This window comes from Geodermatophilus sp. SYSU D00696 (genome assembly GCF_054050235.1).
Genome location: NZ_JBJGYY010000045.1, coordinates 20,432 through 35,287 on the forward strand (window position 1 = coordinate 20,432; position 14,856 = coordinate 35,287).

The following is a 14,856-nucleotide window of genomic DNA, read 5'->3' on the forward strand; positions in this document are numbered from 1 at the left end:
CATGACAGCGATCCAGACGGCGCCCGCTCCCGCGGCGGGGACGCGCGACGACGACGCGGTCCGCGTGCGCGGGCTGGTCAAGCGCTACGGCGACCGGGCGGTGGTCGACGGGATCGACCTCGACGTCCGGCGCGGTGAGGTGTTCGCCCTGCTCGGGCCCAACGGCGCGGGCAAGACGACGACGGTCGAGGTGCTCGAGGGGGGCGCCGGCGCGACGGCGGCGAGGTCGCCGTGCTGGGCGAGGACCCCGCGCGCGCCGGGCGGGCCTGGCGCGACCGCATCGGCGTCGTCGGGCAGTCCACCGGGGCCGGCAACGCGCTCACCGTCCGCGAGACCCTCGACCACTTCGCCCACTACCACGGCGCCCCCCGCGCCACCGCCGAGCTGCTCGCCGACGTCGGGCTGACCGAGGCCGCCGGCACCCGGGTGTCGCGGCTGTCCGGCGGGCAGCGGCGCCGGCTGGAGGTGGCGCTGGGCATCCAGGGCCGCCCCGAGCTGCTCTTCCTCGACGAGCCCACGACCGGCATGGACCCGGGGGCCCGCCGGTCGTTCTGGGGGCTGGTGCGCGGCCTGAGCCAGAGCGGCACCACCGTGCTCCTCACCACCCACTACCTCGACGAGGCCGCCGAGCTCGCCGACCGGGTGGGCGTGCTGGCCGCGGGCCGCCTGGTGGAGGTGGCGCCGCCCGCCGAGCTCGGCGCCGACCTGCGCCGGGTGGCCACCGTGCGGTGGACCGAGGACGGCGCCGTCCGCGAGGTGGTCACCCGCGAGCCGGCGGCGGTGCTGCGCGACCTGCTCGCCGCCTCCCCGGCCGGTGAGGTGCCCGGCCTGACCGTCACCCGGCCCGGCCTGGAGGAGGTCTACCTCTCCATGGTCGGCACCGCCCCGACCCGCGAGGAGGGCCCCCGATGACCGCCGTCCCGACCTCGGCCCCCGCCCGCCCGGCACCGCCGTCGGCCGCCGCCATCGGCCTGGCCCGCACGGCGATGGAGCTGCGCCTGTTCGTCCGCGACCCGGCGCAGGTGGTGTTCTCCTTCGCCTACCCGGTCGTGATGCTGCTGATCTTCGCGTCGGTGTTCGAGGGCGAGGACCGGCCCGGCGGGGTGCCCTTCGCGCAGTACTTCCTCGCCGGCATCGCGGCCACCGGGATCATGCTGACCAGCTTCCAGGCGGTCGGGACGGCGATCGCCGAGGAACGCGACCGCGGCGACCTCGCCCGGCTGCAGACGCTGGGCACGCCGGCGCTGGGCTACTTCCTCGGCAAGGCCGGGCAGGTGCTGGTGACGACGGTCCTGCAGCTGGCGCTGCTGCTCACCGTCGCCGCGACCGCCTTCGACGTGGCGCTGCCCACCGAGCCCGGCCGCTGGCTGACCTTCGCCTGGGTGGCCGTCGGTGGGGCGGCGGCCGGCACGGTGCTCGGCATCGCGGTCGCCTCGGTCGGCAGCAGCCGGTCGGTCGGCAACGGGATCAGCGCCTTCGCCGTCGTCCTGCAGTTCTTCTCCGGGGTCTTCTTCGTCTTCTCCGAGCTGCCGCCGTGGATGCAGGAGGTGGCCGCGGTCTTCCCGCTGAAGTGGATGGTGCAGGGGATGCGCTCGGTGTTCCTGCCCGACTCGGCCGCCGCGGTGGAGCCGGCCGGCAGCTGGGAGCACGGGACCACTGCCCTCGTGCTGGCCGCATGGGTGATCATCGGGCTCGTGGTCTGCGCCCGCGCCTTCCGCTGGCGCCGCACGGCATGAGCCTGCGGCACCGGCTGGCCGCCGCCTTCCTCCCCACCGGGGGCGAGGAGGGCGGCGAGCCGCTGTCCGCGCGCGGGTGGCGGGCCACGGTCGTCGGGATGCACGTCATCTCGGCGGTGCTGTGGGTGCTGGCGGTGGTCAGCGTGCTCTCCGGCGAGGTGACCGGACCGGGCGAGCAGGGACCGGTCCTCGCCGTCCTCGGGGTGCTGGCGCTGTCCTACGTCCTCGCCGGCGGGCCGGCCGTCGCCGGCGGCCACCCGCACCGGGCCCTGGTCCACCTCGTCGTCGTGGTCGTCTCCTTCGGGTTCCTGGGCTGGCTGGCGCCGGGGCTGCTGTTCCTGCTGTTCCTCGCCTACCCGCAGGTGTGGTTCGTCGTGCAGGGCCGGCTCAGCGGGATCGCCTGGACGGTGCTGCTGGCCGGGGCCAGCGCGATCGGGCCGGTCGCCGGCACCGACCCGGGGGGCACGCCGCTGGAGGTCCTGCGGGAGTCGCTGGTCAGCCTGGCGTTCAGCCTCGCCCTGGGGCTGTGGATCAGCCACGTGCTGCACCAGAGCGCGGAGCGCGCCTCGCTGATCGCGCAGCTGGAGGCCACCCGCACGGAGCTGGCCGCGGCCGAGCGCGAGCGTGGCGTGCTGGCCGAGCGGGAGCGGCTGGCCCAGGAGGTGCACGACACCCTCGCGCAGGGCTACACGTCGATCGTCGTGCAGGCACAGACGGCGGCGGCGCTGCTGTCCGCCGACCCCGCGGCCGCCCGGGAGCGGCTGGCGGTGATCGAGGACGTCGCCCGCGACAACCTCGCCGAGGCGCGCGCGGTGGTGGCGGCGTTCCGCCCGGTGGCGCTCGACGGGTCGACGCTGGTGGAGGCGCTGCAGCGGCTGGCCGCGCGGTTCGCCCGCGAGACCGGTCTGCAGGTGCGGGTCGACACCGGGGCGCTCGACGGCCTGCCGGCGCTGCGCACCGACGAGGAGGTCGTGCTGCTGCGCGGCGCCCAGGAGGCGCTGACCAACGTCCGGCGGCACGCGGGCGCGTCGGCGGTCGTGCTGCGGCTGGCGCGGGTCGGCACGCAGGTGTCGGTGCACGTGGAGGACGACGGCGTGGGCTTCGACCCGTCGGCGGTCACCGTCTCGGGCCTGGAGGGGCTGCGCGGGCGGGTGGCGCAGGTCGGCGGCGAGGTCGACGTCGCCTCGGCGCCGGGCTCGGGCACGCGGGTGACGGTGCGGGTGCCCGGCTCGTGATCAGGGTGCTGGTGGTCGACGACCACCCGGTGGTGCGCGGCGGGCTGGTCGGCTGGCTGGCGGCGCAGGAGGACCTCGACGTCGTCGGGGAGGCCGGTGACGGGCTGGAGGCGCTGGCGCGGGTCGCCGAGCTGTCGCCCGACGTGGTGCTCATGGACCTGCGCATGCCGCGCATGGACGGCGTCACCGCGATCGAGCGGCTGGCCGCCGCCCACCCCGGCGTCCGGGTGCTCGTGCTGACCACCTACGACACCGACGCCGACATCGTGCGGGCGGTGGCCGCCGGCGCCACCGGCTACCTGCTCAAGGACGCCCCGCTGCCGCAGCTGGCCGACGCCGTCCGCGCGGCCGCCCGCGGGGAGACGGTGCTCGCCCCGCCGGTGGCCGCCCGGCTGGTGTCGCAACTGCGCGCGCCCGCCGTGGAGGCGCCGACCGCGCGCGAGCTCGAGGTGCTGGCCGGGGTGTCGCGCGGGCTGACCAACGCCGAGATCGGCCGGGAGCTGTTCATCGGCGAGGCGACGGTGAAGACCCACCTGCTGCGGGTGTTCGCCAAGCTCGGCGTCGACGACCGCACCCGCGCGGTGATGGTCGCCGTCGAGCGCGGCCTGCTCCCCGGCCCCGGCTCCCGCTAGGTCCACAGGTGCCCTTGTCGCGCTAATGGCTCCCCGCGGCGTCGAGGAGGGCCTGGCCGGCGTCGCTGCGCCAGTAGAGGACCTCGCGTCCCGACCGGCGTCGCTCGAGCAGGCCGGCGTCGAGCAGCACCCGCAGGTGGCCGCCGACGCTGCCCAGCGGCAGCCCGGTCCCCGCGACGAGGGCGCTGGTGCTGCGCGGCGCGTCGAGGGCGGTGAGGACCCGCGCCCGGTTGCGGCCGAGCAGGCGCACCAGTGCGCCGGGGAGCGGAGCGGGCCCCGTAGCGAGCACGCCGGTGACCGGGTAGACGACCGCGTAGGTGTCCGGCAGCCGCCAGCTCACCCAGCTGCCGCGGCTGTGCGCGGCGATGAACAGCAGGTCGCGGCCGCGGATGTCGCGCGGCGGGTGGGGGTTCGCGTTGACCTGCAGCCGGCCGTGCTCGAGCCAGCGAACGCCCGGGGCGATGCCGTCGAGCGCGGCCGACCAGCCGCCGCCGCTGAGCCGGGCGGTCCGCGCGACGACGTCGGCGCGCAGCACCCGCAGCCGCCGCGGCCACTCCGCGCGGATGGTGTGGTCCCAGGTCCAGCGCAGCAGGTCGGCGGCGGTGCGGGCGAGACCGGAGGCGGTCGGCAGCGGCGGCGGGACCGGCCCGGTGGCGACCTCGAGGTCGGCGCGGACGGCGTCGTCGTCGAGGGACTCGAGGAACGCCAGCTCCTCGTCGAGGGCGAGGTCGGGCGCCGCCGGCGGCACGGTGAGGAAGTCGGCGGTCCAAGTGGGCCCGAAGGCCGCGCGGAGCAGGGCGGCGCCGACCGGGTCGCCGTCGAGCCGGTCGCGGAAGGCCGCGGCGTGGGCGTCGCGCCAGGGGCGGTGCCACGGCGGCACCGGCGGCCCGGTGAGCATCCGCAGGCCCGCCAGCGTCTCGGTGAGCTGCGAGGTGCCGAAGCGGGCGCGGGCCATCACGTCGGCGTCGACGATGAACTCACCCACCTTTCGACCGTAGGCGAAACCGTGGGTCCCGCGCGCAGCCGGGGCGACGGTTCCGGCGTGCGCACCTACCGGGAGCTGTTCGCCTCGTCCGAGTTCCGCGCGCTGTGGACGGCGGGCGCGCTGACCACGGCGGCCTCGACCGCGTCGTCGCTGGCGCTGGCCGCCCTGGTGCACCGGTCGACCGGGTCGGCCCTGCTGACGGCGGTGGCGATGTTCGGCCCGTCGACGGCGCAGGCCCTCGGCGCGACGACGCTGATGTCGGCCGCCGACGCCAGCCCGCCGCGGCGCACCCTGGTGCTGGTCGCGGCGGTGTCGACGGCCGCGCTGGCGCTGCAGGCGCTGCCCGGGCTCGGGACGACGGCGCGGCTGCTGCTGGTCGTGGGTGTCGCCTTCGCGGTCTCGGTCGGCGCGGGCGCGCGGTGGGGGCTGCTCGCGCACATCGTGCCGGCCTCGGCGTTCGCGCTGGCCCGGTCCACCGTGAACGTCGCCGTCGGCGCGTTCCAGGTGGTCGGCTTCGCCGCCGGCGGCGTGCTGCTGACCGTGCTCTCGACGACGCAGGTGTTCGTCCTCGCCGCGCTCGTGTCGGCCGTGGCGGTACCCGTGCTGCGGTTCGGCCTCGCCGAGCGGCCGCCGCGGCGGCCGGCGCGGGTCGGGCTCGGCGAGACCGTGCGGGGCAACCGGCTGCTGCTGGCGAGGCGGGACACCCGCACGCTGCTGGTCGCGCTGTGCCTGCCCAACGGGCTGGTCGTGGGGTGCGAGGCGCTGTTCGTGCCGTACGCGGGGGAGCGGGCCGGGTGGCTGCTGGCGACCGGGGCGCTCGGGATGATGGCCGGCGACCTGGCGGTGGGGCGGGTGCTCACCCCCGCCGGACGGCGCCGGACCAACACCGCGCTGCGCGTCCTGCTGGCCGCGCCCTTCCTGGCGTTCGCCGCCGGGCCGGACGTGCCGGTGGCCGCGGTCCTGGTCGGGGTGGCCACGGTCGGCTACGGGGCCTCGCTGGCGCAACAGGAGTGGCTGGTCGCGCTCACGCCCGAGGAGCTGCGGGGGCAGGTGCTCGGGGTGGAGTCGGCGGCGCGGATGACCGCGCAGGGGGTGTGCGCGGCGCTGGCCGGTGGGCTGGCCGACGTCGTCTCCGCCGGACCGGCGATGGCGGTGCTGGCGCTGGCGTCGCTGGTGGTGTCACTGGCGCTCGTGCCCGGGCTGCGGAGGGCGGCTGATCGGGCTTCGGCAAGGGGTCGCGGACGACTGTGGACGAGCCACTGAGCTGGGGATTCACGTCGTGCTGTGGCTCGGACTCCGGTATTCTTCGATCATGTGTTCGAGCGGGTGGGAGGCCGGTGACGTCCTCGACGACGTCGCCGCGCTGGTCGCCGAGCGCAACCGGATCGACGCCGCGCTGGCCCGCCGGGTGCGGGCCGCGGAACTGTCCCAGGCCCCCGAACGCGACGGGCAGAAGAGCATGGCGTCCTGGCTGCGCGGGCACTGCCGGCTGTCCGGGTCAGAAGCGGCGCGGCTGGTCGGCAACGGCCGGGCGCTGGAGCACCTGCCGGCCCTCGCCGAGGCCCATGACGCCGGCTGGGTGACCGCGGCCCAGGTGGCCGAGGCCGCGCGGGTGGTCACGCCGGCGCGGCGGGCGGCGTTCGCCGCCGCCGGGATCGACCTGGGCGAGGTCGACGGGGTGCTCACCGGGGTGGCGGTCGAGCAGGACCACGCCGCGCTGGTCGCGGTGGTCCAGCACTACCAGCACGCCTGCGACCCCGACGGGCCCGAACCCGATCCGACCGAGGGCCGGTCGCTGACGGTGGTCAAACACGCCGATGGCAGCGTGAGCTTCCGCGGGCACCTGGATGCCGTGGGTGGGGAGAAGGTGCAGACCGCCCTCGAGGCGCACGTGCAGGCCGACCGGCCGGCCGGAGACGAGCGGACCCGGGCCCAGCGGCAGGGTGACGCGCTGGGTCCAGCTCGCCGACAACGCCCTGGCCTCCGGTGCGTTGCCGGTACTGCGCACCGTCAAGCCGCACATCGCGGTGCGGGTGGACCTCGACGACCTGGCCGACCCCGCCACCGGCCCCGGCACGGCCACCATGGGCTTCGGGGCGACGATCTCCGCGGCCCGGGCGCGCTGGCTGGCCTGCGACGGGGCGATCTCCCGGGTGGTGTTCGGACCCGACGGGGTGCCCCTGGACCTCGGGCGCAGCCGGCGGCTGGTCAGCCGGCAGCTGCGCCGCGCGGTCGAGCTGCGCGACGGCGGGTGCGTGTTCGCCGGCTGCGATGCGCCGACCCACTGGGCCGACGTGCACCACCTGGTGCACTGGATCGACGGCGGCGAGACCAGCCTCGACAACAGCGCGCTGCTGTGCGAGCGGCACCACACCAAGGTCCACCACGGGTTCCGCGTCGAGCGACAACCCGGCGGGCGATGGCGCACCTACCGGCCGGACGGCACCGAGATCACCGTCCCCGCACCGCTGGCTCCCGCCGCCTGACCCCCTACGGCTCGACCACCCGGCGCTCGGCGGTGAGCTCGCTCGGGGTGTCGCCGGTGTTCACCGTCGCGCTGGGCTCCACCAGCAGCACCTGCGCGCCCTCCGGCGAGTACGGCTGGTGCGGCGTCCCTCTCGGCACCACGTAGAGCTGGCCGGGGCCGAGGGTGACGTCACCGTCGTCCATGCGGATGGTGAGCGAACCGGAGAGCACGAGGAACACCTCGTCGGTCTCGGGGTGGCTGTGCCGGGTGAACTCGCCGCGGGTGTGCACGACGCGGACGTCGTAGTCGTTGAGCACGGCCACGGTGCGCGGCGACCACGGCCGGTCGATGGTGGCCAGGACCGCGGCCAGGTCCACGGGGCCCGTCACGACGTCACCGGCGCAGGGGCCGCGGCGAGCGCCCGGTCGACGAGGTCGAGCAGCCGTCGACTCACCTCCGGACGGCGCTCCATCTGCACCATGTGCCCGGCGCCCGGGTAGACGGCCAGCTCCGCCGTCGGCAGCGCCGCCGCGAGCGTCCGGCTGTGCTCCACCGGGCACAGTCGGTCGGCGTCCCCGACGGCCACCAGCGTCGGGACCTCCGCCAGCGCCTCGAGGGCCTGCGCGCGGTCGTGCTCGGAGAGCGTGGGCATGAAGGCGGCCACCGTCTCGGCGGAGCAGGCGCGGTGCACCTCCATCGCCGCCCGGACGTCCGCGGGGTCGGCGGCCGCTCCGAAGATCAGCTTCATGTCGAGCGGGCCGACGGCGCTGGGCCGGCCGGCCTGCTCGGCCCGGACCGCCCGCTCGCTGAGCGCGGGGAGCAGCCGCCGCACGACCCTCGCCACCCGCCGCGGCAGCCCGAAGGTCACCGCGTCGAGCTCACCGGCGCTGGTGCCCACGAACGCCGCCCCGACGACGCGGTCGCCGAACAGCTCGGGACGCTGCTCGGCCAGGGCCATGAGCGTCATGCCGCCCATGGAGTGGCCGCCGAGCACCACCGGCCCGTCGGGGGCGACCTCCTCGAGCACCCGCGCCAGGTCGCGGCCGAGCTGCTCGATCGTGGCCCGGTCCCGCGGCGTCGGGCCCGAGGCGCCGTGGCCACGGTGGTCGTAGGTGACCACCCGCAGGTCGGGACGCGTCTCCAGCAGGTCGCGCACCTGCCCGGCCCACAGCCGGGAGGACTGCACCCACCCGTGGGCGAGGACGACCGTCGCGGTGGGCTGCTCCGCGCCGAACTCCTCGACGTGCAGGTCGACGCCGTCCTCGGTGGTCACCGTGCGGACGCGGCCCAGCGGTGGGGGAGCGGGCTGGGGCGCGGGCGGCCGCGTGGCGCGACGGCGGCGGGCCAGGACGGCCCCGGCGGCGAGGAGGCCGAGACCGGCGGCGGTGGTGGACGTGCGCATGGCGGCGGGCTCCCGGGAGGTCAGGCGGGGACGGCGGCGCGCCGACCGGCGCGCAGCTCGTACGACTCGGCGTCGAAGCGCCGCATCTGGCGCATGAAGGTCACGGTGTGGGTGGGCCAGAGGGTGAAGTTGCGCCCCTGCTCGTCGCGGTACCAGGACCGGCAGCCACCGGCGTTCCACACGGTGTCGGTGAGCTCGGTCTGCAGCCGGGCGTCGTAGGCCTCCTGCGCCGACCGGCGCACCTCCAGGACATCGGCGCCGGCCTCCCGCATCGTCCGGAGCGCCGCGACGACGTAGCGGATCTGCGCCTCGATCATCAGGACGACGGAGGTGTGGCCGAGCACGGTGTTCGGGCCGAACAGCAGGAACAGGTTGGGGAAGCCGGCCACGGTCGTGCCGCGGTGGGCCTGGACGCCGGAGCGGTCCCACTCCTCCTGCAGCGTGCGGCCCTCGCGGCCGGTGAGCCGGTGGGCCAGCGGGATGTCCATCACCCGGAACCCGGTGCCGTAGACGATCACGTCGACCTCGTGCTCGGTGCCGTCGGCGGCGACGACGGAGTGCGGGCGGACCTCGGTCACCGGGGACGCGACCACCTGCACGTTCGGCCGGGTCAGCGCCGGCAGGTAGTCGTCGCTGACGATCACCCGCTTGCAGCCGATGGCGTAGTCCGGTGTGAGCCTGGCGCGCAGCTCGGGGTCCGGGACCTGCCGCTCCAGGAAGGCGAGCGACTGCTTCTCGAACAGCGACCGCAGCCGGCCGCCGCCGATGAACGCGCGCAGCCGGGCCTCCCTGTTCAGGTACTGCAGGCCGCGGGCCAGCCGCAGGAAGCCCGGCACGACGGCCTGCAGCCGGTGCTCGCGCTCGGTGTAGGCGCGGTCGGCCCGCGGGATCACCCACGGCGGCGTCCGCTGGACGACCACGACCCGCGCCGCGGTCTTCTGCAGCTCGGGCACGAACTGCGCGGCCGAGGCGCCGGTGCCCACGACGGCGACCCGCTTGCCGGCGAGGTCGACCGAGTGGTCCCAGCGGGCGGAGTGGAACGCCGGGCCGCGGAACGTCTCGATGCCAGGGACCTCGGGCAGGTGCGGCTCCACCAGGCACCCGGCGCCGCTGACCAGCACGTCGGCGGTGAGGCTGCCGCGCGTGGTCTCCAGCCGCCACAGCAGCGCGTCGTCGTCCCACCGCCCGGCGACGACGTCGGTGCCGCAGTGCAGGTGGGGGAGGACGCCGTGCTCGGCGGCGACCTGCTCGAGGTACCCGCGGATCTCGGCCTGCCGCGAGTAGACGTGCGACCAGTCCTTCTTCGGCGCGAAGGAGAACGAGTAGAGGTGGCTCGGGACGTCGCACGCCGCGCCGGGGTAGGTGTTGTCCCGCCAGGTGCCGCCGAGCCCGTCGGCGCGCTCGAGGACGACGAAGTCGTCGATGCCGGCCCGCCGCAGCGCGACGGCGGCGCCGATGCCGGAGAACCCGCTGCCGACGACGACCACCCGGGCGTGCGCGGGGAGGGGGTCAGGGGCGTGCCGCGACGTCGTCGTCGTGGCCTGGGACACGGGACCTCCAGGGGCTCGGGGTGTGAGGAGCCTCGCACGGGGTCCGCGCGGACCGGCGGGCATCCGGACCGGGCGCGCCGCGGCCCGTAGGCTGGGTCTCCGTGAGTCTCACCATCGGGATCGTCGGGCTGCCCAACGTCGGCAAGTCGACGCTGTTCAACGCGCTGACCAAGAACGACGTCCTGGCGGCCAACTACCCCTTCGCCACGATCGAGCCGAACGTCGGCGTCGTGGGAGTGCCCGACGAGCGGCTGGGCCGGCTGGCGGAGCTGTTCTCCTCGCAGAAGGTCGTGCCGGCGACGGTGTCGTTCGTCGACATCGCCGGCATCGTGCGCGGCGCCAGCGAGGGGCAGGGGCTGGGCAACAAGTTCCTCGCCAACATCCGCGAGAGCGACGCCATCTGCCAGGTGATCCGCGTGTTCACCGACCCCGACGTGGTGCACGTGGAGGGCAAGGTCTCCCCACGCGACGACATCGAGACGATCAACACCGAGCTCGTCCTCGCCGACCTGCAGACGCTGGAGAAGGCGATCCCGCGGCTGGAGAAGGAGGCGCGCAAGGACAAGGAGCGCGCGGCGCTGGTGTCCGCGGCCCAGGCCGCCGTCGAGGTGCTCAACACCGGGCAGACGCTCTTCGCCGCCGGCGTCGACCCCGCGCCGCTGCGCGAGCTGACGCTGCTGACCACCAAGCCGTTCCTGTACGTCTTCAACGTCGACGCCGACGAGCTGGCCAACGAGTCGCTCATCGCGGAGCTGCGGGAGCTGGTGGCGCCGGCCGAGGCGATCCTGCTCGACGCCAAGACCGAGTCCGAGCTCGTCGAGCTGCCCGCCGAGGAGGCCGCGGAGCTGCTGGAGTCGATCGGCCAGAGCGAGCCGGGCCTCGACCAGCTCGCGAAGGTCGGCTTCCGCACGCTGGGGCTGCAGACCTACCTGACGGCGGGCCCGAAGGAGGCGCGGGCCTGGACCATCCCCGTCGGCGCCACCGCGCCGCAGGCCGCCGGCGTCATCCACACCGACTTCCAGCGCGGCTTCATCAAGGCCGAGGTCGTGTCCTACGACCAGCTGATGGAGGCCGGCTCCATGGCGGAGGCCAGGTCCCGCGGCTGGGTGCGCATCGAGGGCAAGGACTACGTCATGGCCGACGGCGACGTCGTGGAGTTCCGCTTCAACGTGTAATAGGGCCTGTTTTCGCAGGTCGGCGCCCTGCGGTGGTCCTCCAGTCAACACCCAGTCAACGAAAATTTGCGTTCCAGGCCCTCGCCGGGGCCGGCTCGCCCCCTTTGAGGTCCGGTTTGACCGCGCGACGGACGACGCTCGTCGGGCACGCGCGAGGTCGGTCCGTAGGCCACTGCGGCGTCGCAGCTGAAGGCGGCAGGCGCCGCGGCGGAGGAGTACTGGAGATCGAGCGCTGGATGCGTCAGCGATCTCCAGTAGTGCTCCGGTCGGCCTCCGGTCCGAAGGATCCGAAGGATTCGACGAGCATCGCCTGCGCGGCGGCCCGAGTGCGGTCCTCCGCGCTCGGCCACAGGTGGGAGTACGTGGACAGCGTGGTCGTCGCGGACGAGTGCCCGAGGGCGCGCTGGACGGTGACGACGTCGCAGCCCGAAGCGATCAGCCCCGAGGCGTAGAAGTGCCGGAGGTCGTGCAGGCGCAGCCCGGGGACCGCGGCGGCCGTGGTCGCGGTGCGCCAGCGGTGGCCGACGGTGTTCTGGTGCGGCGGCTGATCGCCCTCTCCGGTGAACATCCAGCCGCTGTCCCGGGGCTGAGCGGCAACGTGTGCGGCCAGCATCTCGACCAGTCCTGGTGCCAGGAAGACGACGCGCTCGCTGCCGTACTTGGGCGGCCGGACCTCGACCTGGCTACCACCGGCACGTTGCACCTGGCGGGCGACGGTGAGGGTGCGACGCAGGAAGTCGACGTCCTCGACCCGGAGGCCGGCGGCTTCGCCGAGCCGGAGTCCGGCGAACGCGCACAGCGCGACGAACGGCCGGAAGGCCGGGTCGGCCGCCTCGAGGACGGCGCCCACCTGTGCCGCCGTGGGGAGGGTCATCGCGGCTTGAGGGCGACGGCGGCGGGGGAGTGCTACGCCCACGCTGGGATCGGTCGGGATGAGCTTGTCCGCGACGGCGCCGCGCAGCACGGCGCGGACGTTGTTCATCCGGGTGTGCACGGTGCCGGGGGCGAGTCCGCGGTTGACCATCCCCTTGACCCAGCCCTCGACGTGCGAGCGGCGGAGTGACCGCAGCGGCAGGTCGGCGAAAGGCACGGAGTTGGCGGCCAGTCTCATCGCCAGGACCGTCCCCGGTGCCCACACCTGCCGTTCGGACCAGTCGGCGTAGAACTCGGCGAAGGTGATCCGGCCTGCGCCCGGATCGATGTAGGTGCCTCGTGCGACGTGGGCGGTCTGCTCGTCGAGCCACCGTTGTGCGTCGCGCTTCAGGGCGAAGGACTTGGCCACCTGGCGGCCCGACGGGTCGCGGAACTGGGGTCGGTAGCGGAGGCCCTTGCCGTCTTGTGGTGTCGGCACCAATCGGCCCGTGACCGGGTCCTTCCGGCGCCACCGGTCCTGGATGCTCGCCACGGGGACCTCCAGCCGGCCGCGTGATGACGGTTCGGGTGCCGGTCACCGTAGCCGGGTGGCACGACGGGTCGGGTGGTGTCCAACTGCCACCGCGGTGCGGGGTCCGTGCTCGTTCGGCCTGGCGTGTGGCGGCTCAGTTCGCCTGTGCCCGTCGGCGATCGCCGAGCCACCCGTCGACGTCTTCGCGCCGGTAGACGACCCGGCGGCCGAGCCGGAATCCGACGGGGCCCGTACCGAGGTGCCGCCAGTAGCGGAGAGTCGCAACAGGGGTCCGGAGGTAGGCCGCGACCTCGACGAGGGTCATGAGGTCGCTGCCACTGCTCGGGGCGTTGGTCGAGGTCACAGGAGGCTCCCGGATGGCGGCTGGCGGGCTGACGGCGAGGCGACCACTGCACCCAGCACCATTCGGCCGCCTCACCCAGCAGTCAGCCTGAGCAACCATCTCCAGTCCGCATGCAGTGCAGACAGAAATCGGTGCTCAGGTGATCGAGCCGCGGCGTGCGTGTCGTCGTGCTCGCAACTGACGCTGGTCCTCGACCAGGCCGCTCCGCACGAAGGATCGGCGGCGGTAGGCCTCGAGGACGGCGCCGAGCGCGTCGGACAGGTCGAGCAGGTCGCGGTCGTAGATGCGGCCGTCGTCGACCTGGCGAGCGAGCTCGGCGAGCACGCAAGGCCAGTCCCGGCGCGTTGGTGCGACGGGGACGGGTACCTCGACGCGCCGCTCGACGACCTCCACGGCGGACCGCCCCGATGCGGCGGCTCGGGTCTGCTCCCAGGAGCGGTGCCGGCAGGTGGCGGAACACCACTTCGGGATCGGGCCGCGGCGACGTGGGGTGATGGGTCCGCCGCACCAGGCGCAGGTGGTGGCCGCGTTCCGCCGTCCTGGCGAGTGCGCGGTGCTGTCCGCTGCTTCCGACTGCTTCGGCTCGCTCTGCGCTCGCTCCGCCTTCTGGCGCCGACGGCGCTCCGCCTCAGCTCGTCGACTTCTGTAGTCCGCCGTTCCCTTGCTGCCCATGCCGTCGACGTTGCTGTGCGGCCTCCAGTTACTCGACACCACGAATTGCCCGACCCGACAGTGCATGAGGTGTGTCGCCTCATGACCGTGCGTGTCTCCAGTGTTCGAGAGACCGCGAAAGCTGCCCTGGCTGCTGTCGTGGAGCGAGCCGCTGGCGGTTCGGAGCGAACGGTTGGGAGGTGTCCCTGAAGGCGGCTGTAGGGACATTGGCCCGGGTGCTCGAGGTGCAGCAGAGTCGGTCAGCCTCACATGCAAGGAGTTCACCGACCCGGGGGCAGTCCCACCTGAACCGCCAAGAGCCATTCCCATGCCCGACGTGGACCTGGCAGATCCCCCGTCGTACGTGGGAACCACCGACGGCCCTCATGCGCCGTTCCCGGCCTTCGGTCCAAGCTCGATGGGCCCCAGGACGGTGGCGGCGTGTCCCTGCCGCCGAAACTCAACCCTGGGCCGGACCTCGTTGACCGCTGACCCCGGAGGGAGGACCGTGCATGCGTCCCAGTCGGTGTCGGCGGGCGACGGCTGCACCCCCGACGGTCGGGAGGAGTGCCATGCGGCGATCGGCAGCCCTCGTCGCCCTGACGTGCGGGGCGTGGGCACTGGCAGCGCCGGCGTCGGCCCAGGAGCCGACGATCGTCACGAACCTCGAGGCGGGCACGTTCACCTCGTCCCTGCCGGGGTGCTCGACCGGCACGTTCGTGGACGTGTTCCTTGGCGGTGGAGGCGCCTTCCGGAGCGGCAAGGTGTCGAGCCACGAGCACCACGCGTTCACGGTGCGCAAGATCTTCAGCTGCGAGGGCGGGACGTTCACGGTGATCTTCCACCCACAGATCACGAACGCACTCCCGAGCGGCTGCGAGGAGGCCGGCCCCTTCGCCGTGATCGGCGGTACGGGCGTCTTCGACCGGCTCAGTGGACAGGGCGACTTCTGCCTCGTCCCGGTGGACGGGGGGACGGAGACCTTCACGGGGTCGTTCCGCCTGGACTGATCGTGCAGCAGCGGGCGTGGTCGCCCTGGCTCAGCGGGCCACCGTGCGGAGGTCCATGGTCGGTACAGGCCGACCCCCATCGCGCCGCCGCCGACGACGGAAGTTGCGATGCCCGCACCCCCGGTGAGGGTGTCCCTTAGAAGACGTTGCATTAGTTCGTCGGGAGTCGTCGGGCACAGATCAGGGTGACGGCCAGGCGGGCCAGCGCGGTGATCGTCACGGCGGTGCGGTCGTAGCGCAGCGCCAGGCGTTTGTAGGACAGCAG

At 74.4% G+C, this 14,856-nt stretch carries 16 protein-coding genes and 2 pseudogenes; 9 read left to right on the plus strand and 9 right to left on the minus strand.

Going from position 1 to position 14,856, the window contains the following annotated elements:
• Nucleotide 1: 1 nt before the first annotated feature.
• The 5 genes and pseudogenes from ACI79O_RS21150 to ACI79O_RS21170 all read left to right on the plus strand — a co-directional run.
• A pseudogene (locus ACI79O_RS21150) lies at nt 2-160 on the plus strand (ABC transporter ATP-binding protein); the annotation flags it as partial.
• A gap of 71 nt (nt 161-231) precedes the next feature.
• Nucleotides 232-912, plus strand: a complete 681-nt coding sequence (locus tag ACI79O_RS21155) for an ABC transporter ATP-binding protein (protein WP_456915120.1) — start codon at nt 232-234, stop codon at nt 910-912.
• A complete protein-coding gene (locus ACI79O_RS21160; protein ID WP_456893358.1) occupies nt 909-1,736 on the plus strand; it encodes an ABC transporter permease in 828 nt (275 codons plus the stop codon). The genes ACI79O_RS21155 and ACI79O_RS21160 overlap by 4 nt, the downstream gene beginning before the upstream one ends.
• The gene (locus ACI79O_RS21165; protein WP_456893356.1) at nt 1,733-2,971 is read left to right on the plus strand and encodes a sensor histidine kinase; all 1,239 of its coding nucleotides are present in this window, start codon (nt 1,733-1,735) and stop codon (nt 2,969-2,971) included. Before ACI79O_RS21160 ends, ACI79O_RS21165 begins: the two co-directional genes overlap by 4 nt.
• Nucleotides 2,968-3,603 (plus strand): response regulator, encoded by a 636-nt coding sequence (locus ACI79O_RS21170; RefSeq protein ID WP_456893354.1) that lies wholly within the window; start codon nt 2,968-2,970, stop codon nt 3,601-3,603. Before ACI79O_RS21165 ends, ACI79O_RS21170 begins: the two co-directional genes overlap by 4 nt.
• Before the next feature lie 22 nt (nt 3,604-3,625).
• Here the strand turns inward: ACI79O_RS21170 and ACI79O_RS21175 are convergent, their stop codons facing one another.
• Nucleotides 3,626-4,588 (minus strand): helix-turn-helix domain-containing protein, encoded by a 963-nt coding sequence (locus ACI79O_RS21175; RefSeq protein WP_456915121.1) that lies wholly within the window; start codon nt 4,586-4,588, stop codon nt 3,626-3,628.
• A gap of 57 nt (nt 4,589-4,645) precedes the next feature.
• Here ACI79O_RS21175 and ACI79O_RS21180 point away from each other — a divergent pair, with 57 nt between their 5' ends.
• Nucleotides 4,646-5,851 (plus strand): MFS transporter, encoded by a 1,206-nt coding sequence (locus ACI79O_RS21180; protein ID WP_456915122.1) that lies wholly within the window; start codon nt 4,646-4,648, stop codon nt 5,849-5,851.
• Nucleotides 5,852-6,086: 235 nt separating this feature from the next.
• Here the strand turns inward: ACI79O_RS21180 and ACI79O_RS21185 are convergent, their stop codons facing one another.
• Nucleotides 6,087-6,335: a hypothetical protein gene (locus ACI79O_RS21185; protein ID WP_456915123.1), complete on the minus strand. Its 249-nt coding sequence runs from the start codon at nt 6,333-6,335 to the stop codon at nt 6,087-6,089.
• 196 nt (nt 6,336-6,531) lie between these two features.
• Here ACI79O_RS21185 and ACI79O_RS21190 point away from each other — a divergent pair, with 196 nt between their 5' ends.
• Nucleotides 6,532-7,074, plus strand: coding sequence for a DUF222 domain-containing protein (locus ACI79O_RS21190; RefSeq protein WP_456915124.1), 543 nt, complete (start codon nt 6,532-6,534; stop codon nt 7,072-7,074).
• Nucleotides 7,075-7,078: 4 nt separating this feature from the next.
• Here the strand turns inward: ACI79O_RS21190 and ACI79O_RS21195 are convergent, their stop codons facing one another.
• The 3 genes from ACI79O_RS21195 to ACI79O_RS21205 are packed head-to-tail and all read right to left on the minus strand — an operon-like array spanning nt 7,079 to nt 10,007.
• A complete protein-coding gene (locus tag ACI79O_RS21195) occupies nt 7,079-7,444 on the minus strand; it encodes a cupin domain-containing protein (RefSeq protein WP_456876189.1) in 366 nt (121 codons plus the stop codon).
• Nucleotides 7,441-8,457 carry an alpha/beta fold hydrolase gene (locus tag ACI79O_RS21200; RefSeq protein ID WP_456915125.1) on the minus strand — a complete coding sequence of 339 codons (1,017 nt, stop codon included), beginning with the start codon at nt 8,455-8,457 and terminating at the stop codon, nt 7,441-7,443. The genes ACI79O_RS21195 and ACI79O_RS21200 overlap by 4 nt, the downstream gene beginning before the upstream one ends.
• 20 nt (nt 8,458-8,477) lie before the next feature.
• Complete coding sequence (locus tag ACI79O_RS21205; RefSeq protein WP_456915126.1) at nt 8,478-10,007, minus strand: flavin-containing monooxygenase; 1,530 nt, start codon at nt 10,005-10,007, stop codon at nt 8,478-8,480.
• A 101-nt stretch (nt 10,008-10,108) separates the two neighbouring features.
• Here ACI79O_RS21205 and ychF point away from each other — a divergent pair, with 101 nt between their 5' ends.
• Nucleotides 10,109-11,182 carry a redox-regulated ATPase YchF gene (ychF, locus tag ACI79O_RS21210; protein ID WP_456915127.1) on the plus strand — a complete coding sequence of 358 codons (1,074 nt, stop codon included), beginning with the start codon at nt 10,109-10,111 and terminating at the stop codon, nt 11,180-11,182.
• A 241-nt stretch (nt 11,183-11,423) separates the two neighbouring features.
• Here the strand turns inward: ychF and ACI79O_RS21215 are convergent, their stop codons facing one another.
• The 3 genes from ACI79O_RS21215 to ACI79O_RS21225 all read right to left on the minus strand — a co-directional run bounded on the left by ACI79O_RS21215 (nt 11,424) and on the right by ACI79O_RS21225 (nt 13,254).
• A complete protein-coding gene (locus tag ACI79O_RS21215) occupies nt 11,424-12,533 on the minus strand; it encodes a tyrosine-type recombinase/integrase (RefSeq protein WP_456915128.1) in 1,110 nt (369 codons plus the stop codon).
• 187 nt (nt 12,534-12,720) lie between these two features.
• Nucleotides 12,721-12,891 carry a helix-turn-helix transcriptional regulator gene (locus ACI79O_RS21220; RefSeq protein WP_456915131.1) on the minus strand — a complete coding sequence of 57 codons (171 nt, stop codon included), beginning with the start codon at nt 12,889-12,891 and terminating at the stop codon, nt 12,721-12,723.
• A 174-nt stretch (nt 12,892-13,065) separates the two neighbouring features.
• A complete protein-coding gene (locus ACI79O_RS21225) occupies nt 13,066-13,254 on the minus strand; it encodes a hypothetical protein (protein WP_456915129.1) in 189 nt (62 codons plus the stop codon).
• A gap of 899 nt (nt 13,255-14,153) precedes the next feature.
• On the opposite strand from ACI79O_RS21225, the gene ACI79O_RS21230 reads away from it, so the two are divergent.
• Entirely contained in the window at nt 14,154-14,591 is a 438-nt protein-coding gene (locus tag ACI79O_RS21230) for a hypothetical protein (protein ID WP_456915130.1), read from the plus strand.
• 151 nt (nt 14,592-14,742) lie between these two features.
• On the opposite strand, the pseudogene ACI79O_RS21235 reads toward ACI79O_RS21230, so the two are convergent.
• Nucleotides 14,743-14,856: pseudogene (locus ACI79O_RS21235) on the minus strand (IS5/IS1182 family transposase); the annotation flags it as partial.

Bases quoted from the DNA above. Each gene is read 5' to 3' on its own strand.
- ACI79O_RS21220 (WP_456915131.1), bottom strand. From the start codon at position 12,891: ATGACCCTCGTCGAGGTCGCGGCCTACCTCCGGACCCCTGTTGCGACT.
- ACI79O_RS21200 (WP_456915125.1), bottom strand. From the start codon at position 8,457: ATGCGCACGTCCACCACCGCCGCCGGTCTCGGCCTCCTCGCCGCCGGG.
- ACI79O_RS21230 (WP_456915130.1), top strand. From the start codon at position 14,154: ATGCGGCGATCGGCAGCCCTCGTCGCCCTGACGTGCGGGGCGTGGGCA.
- ACI79O_RS21160 (WP_456893358.1), top strand. From the start codon at position 909: ATGACCGCCGTCCCGACCTCGGCCCCCGCCCGCCCGGCACCGCCGTCG.
- ACI79O_RS21165 (WP_456893356.1), top strand. From the start codon at position 1,733: ATGAGCCTGCGGCACCGGCTGGCCGCCGCCTTCCTCCCCACCGGGGGC.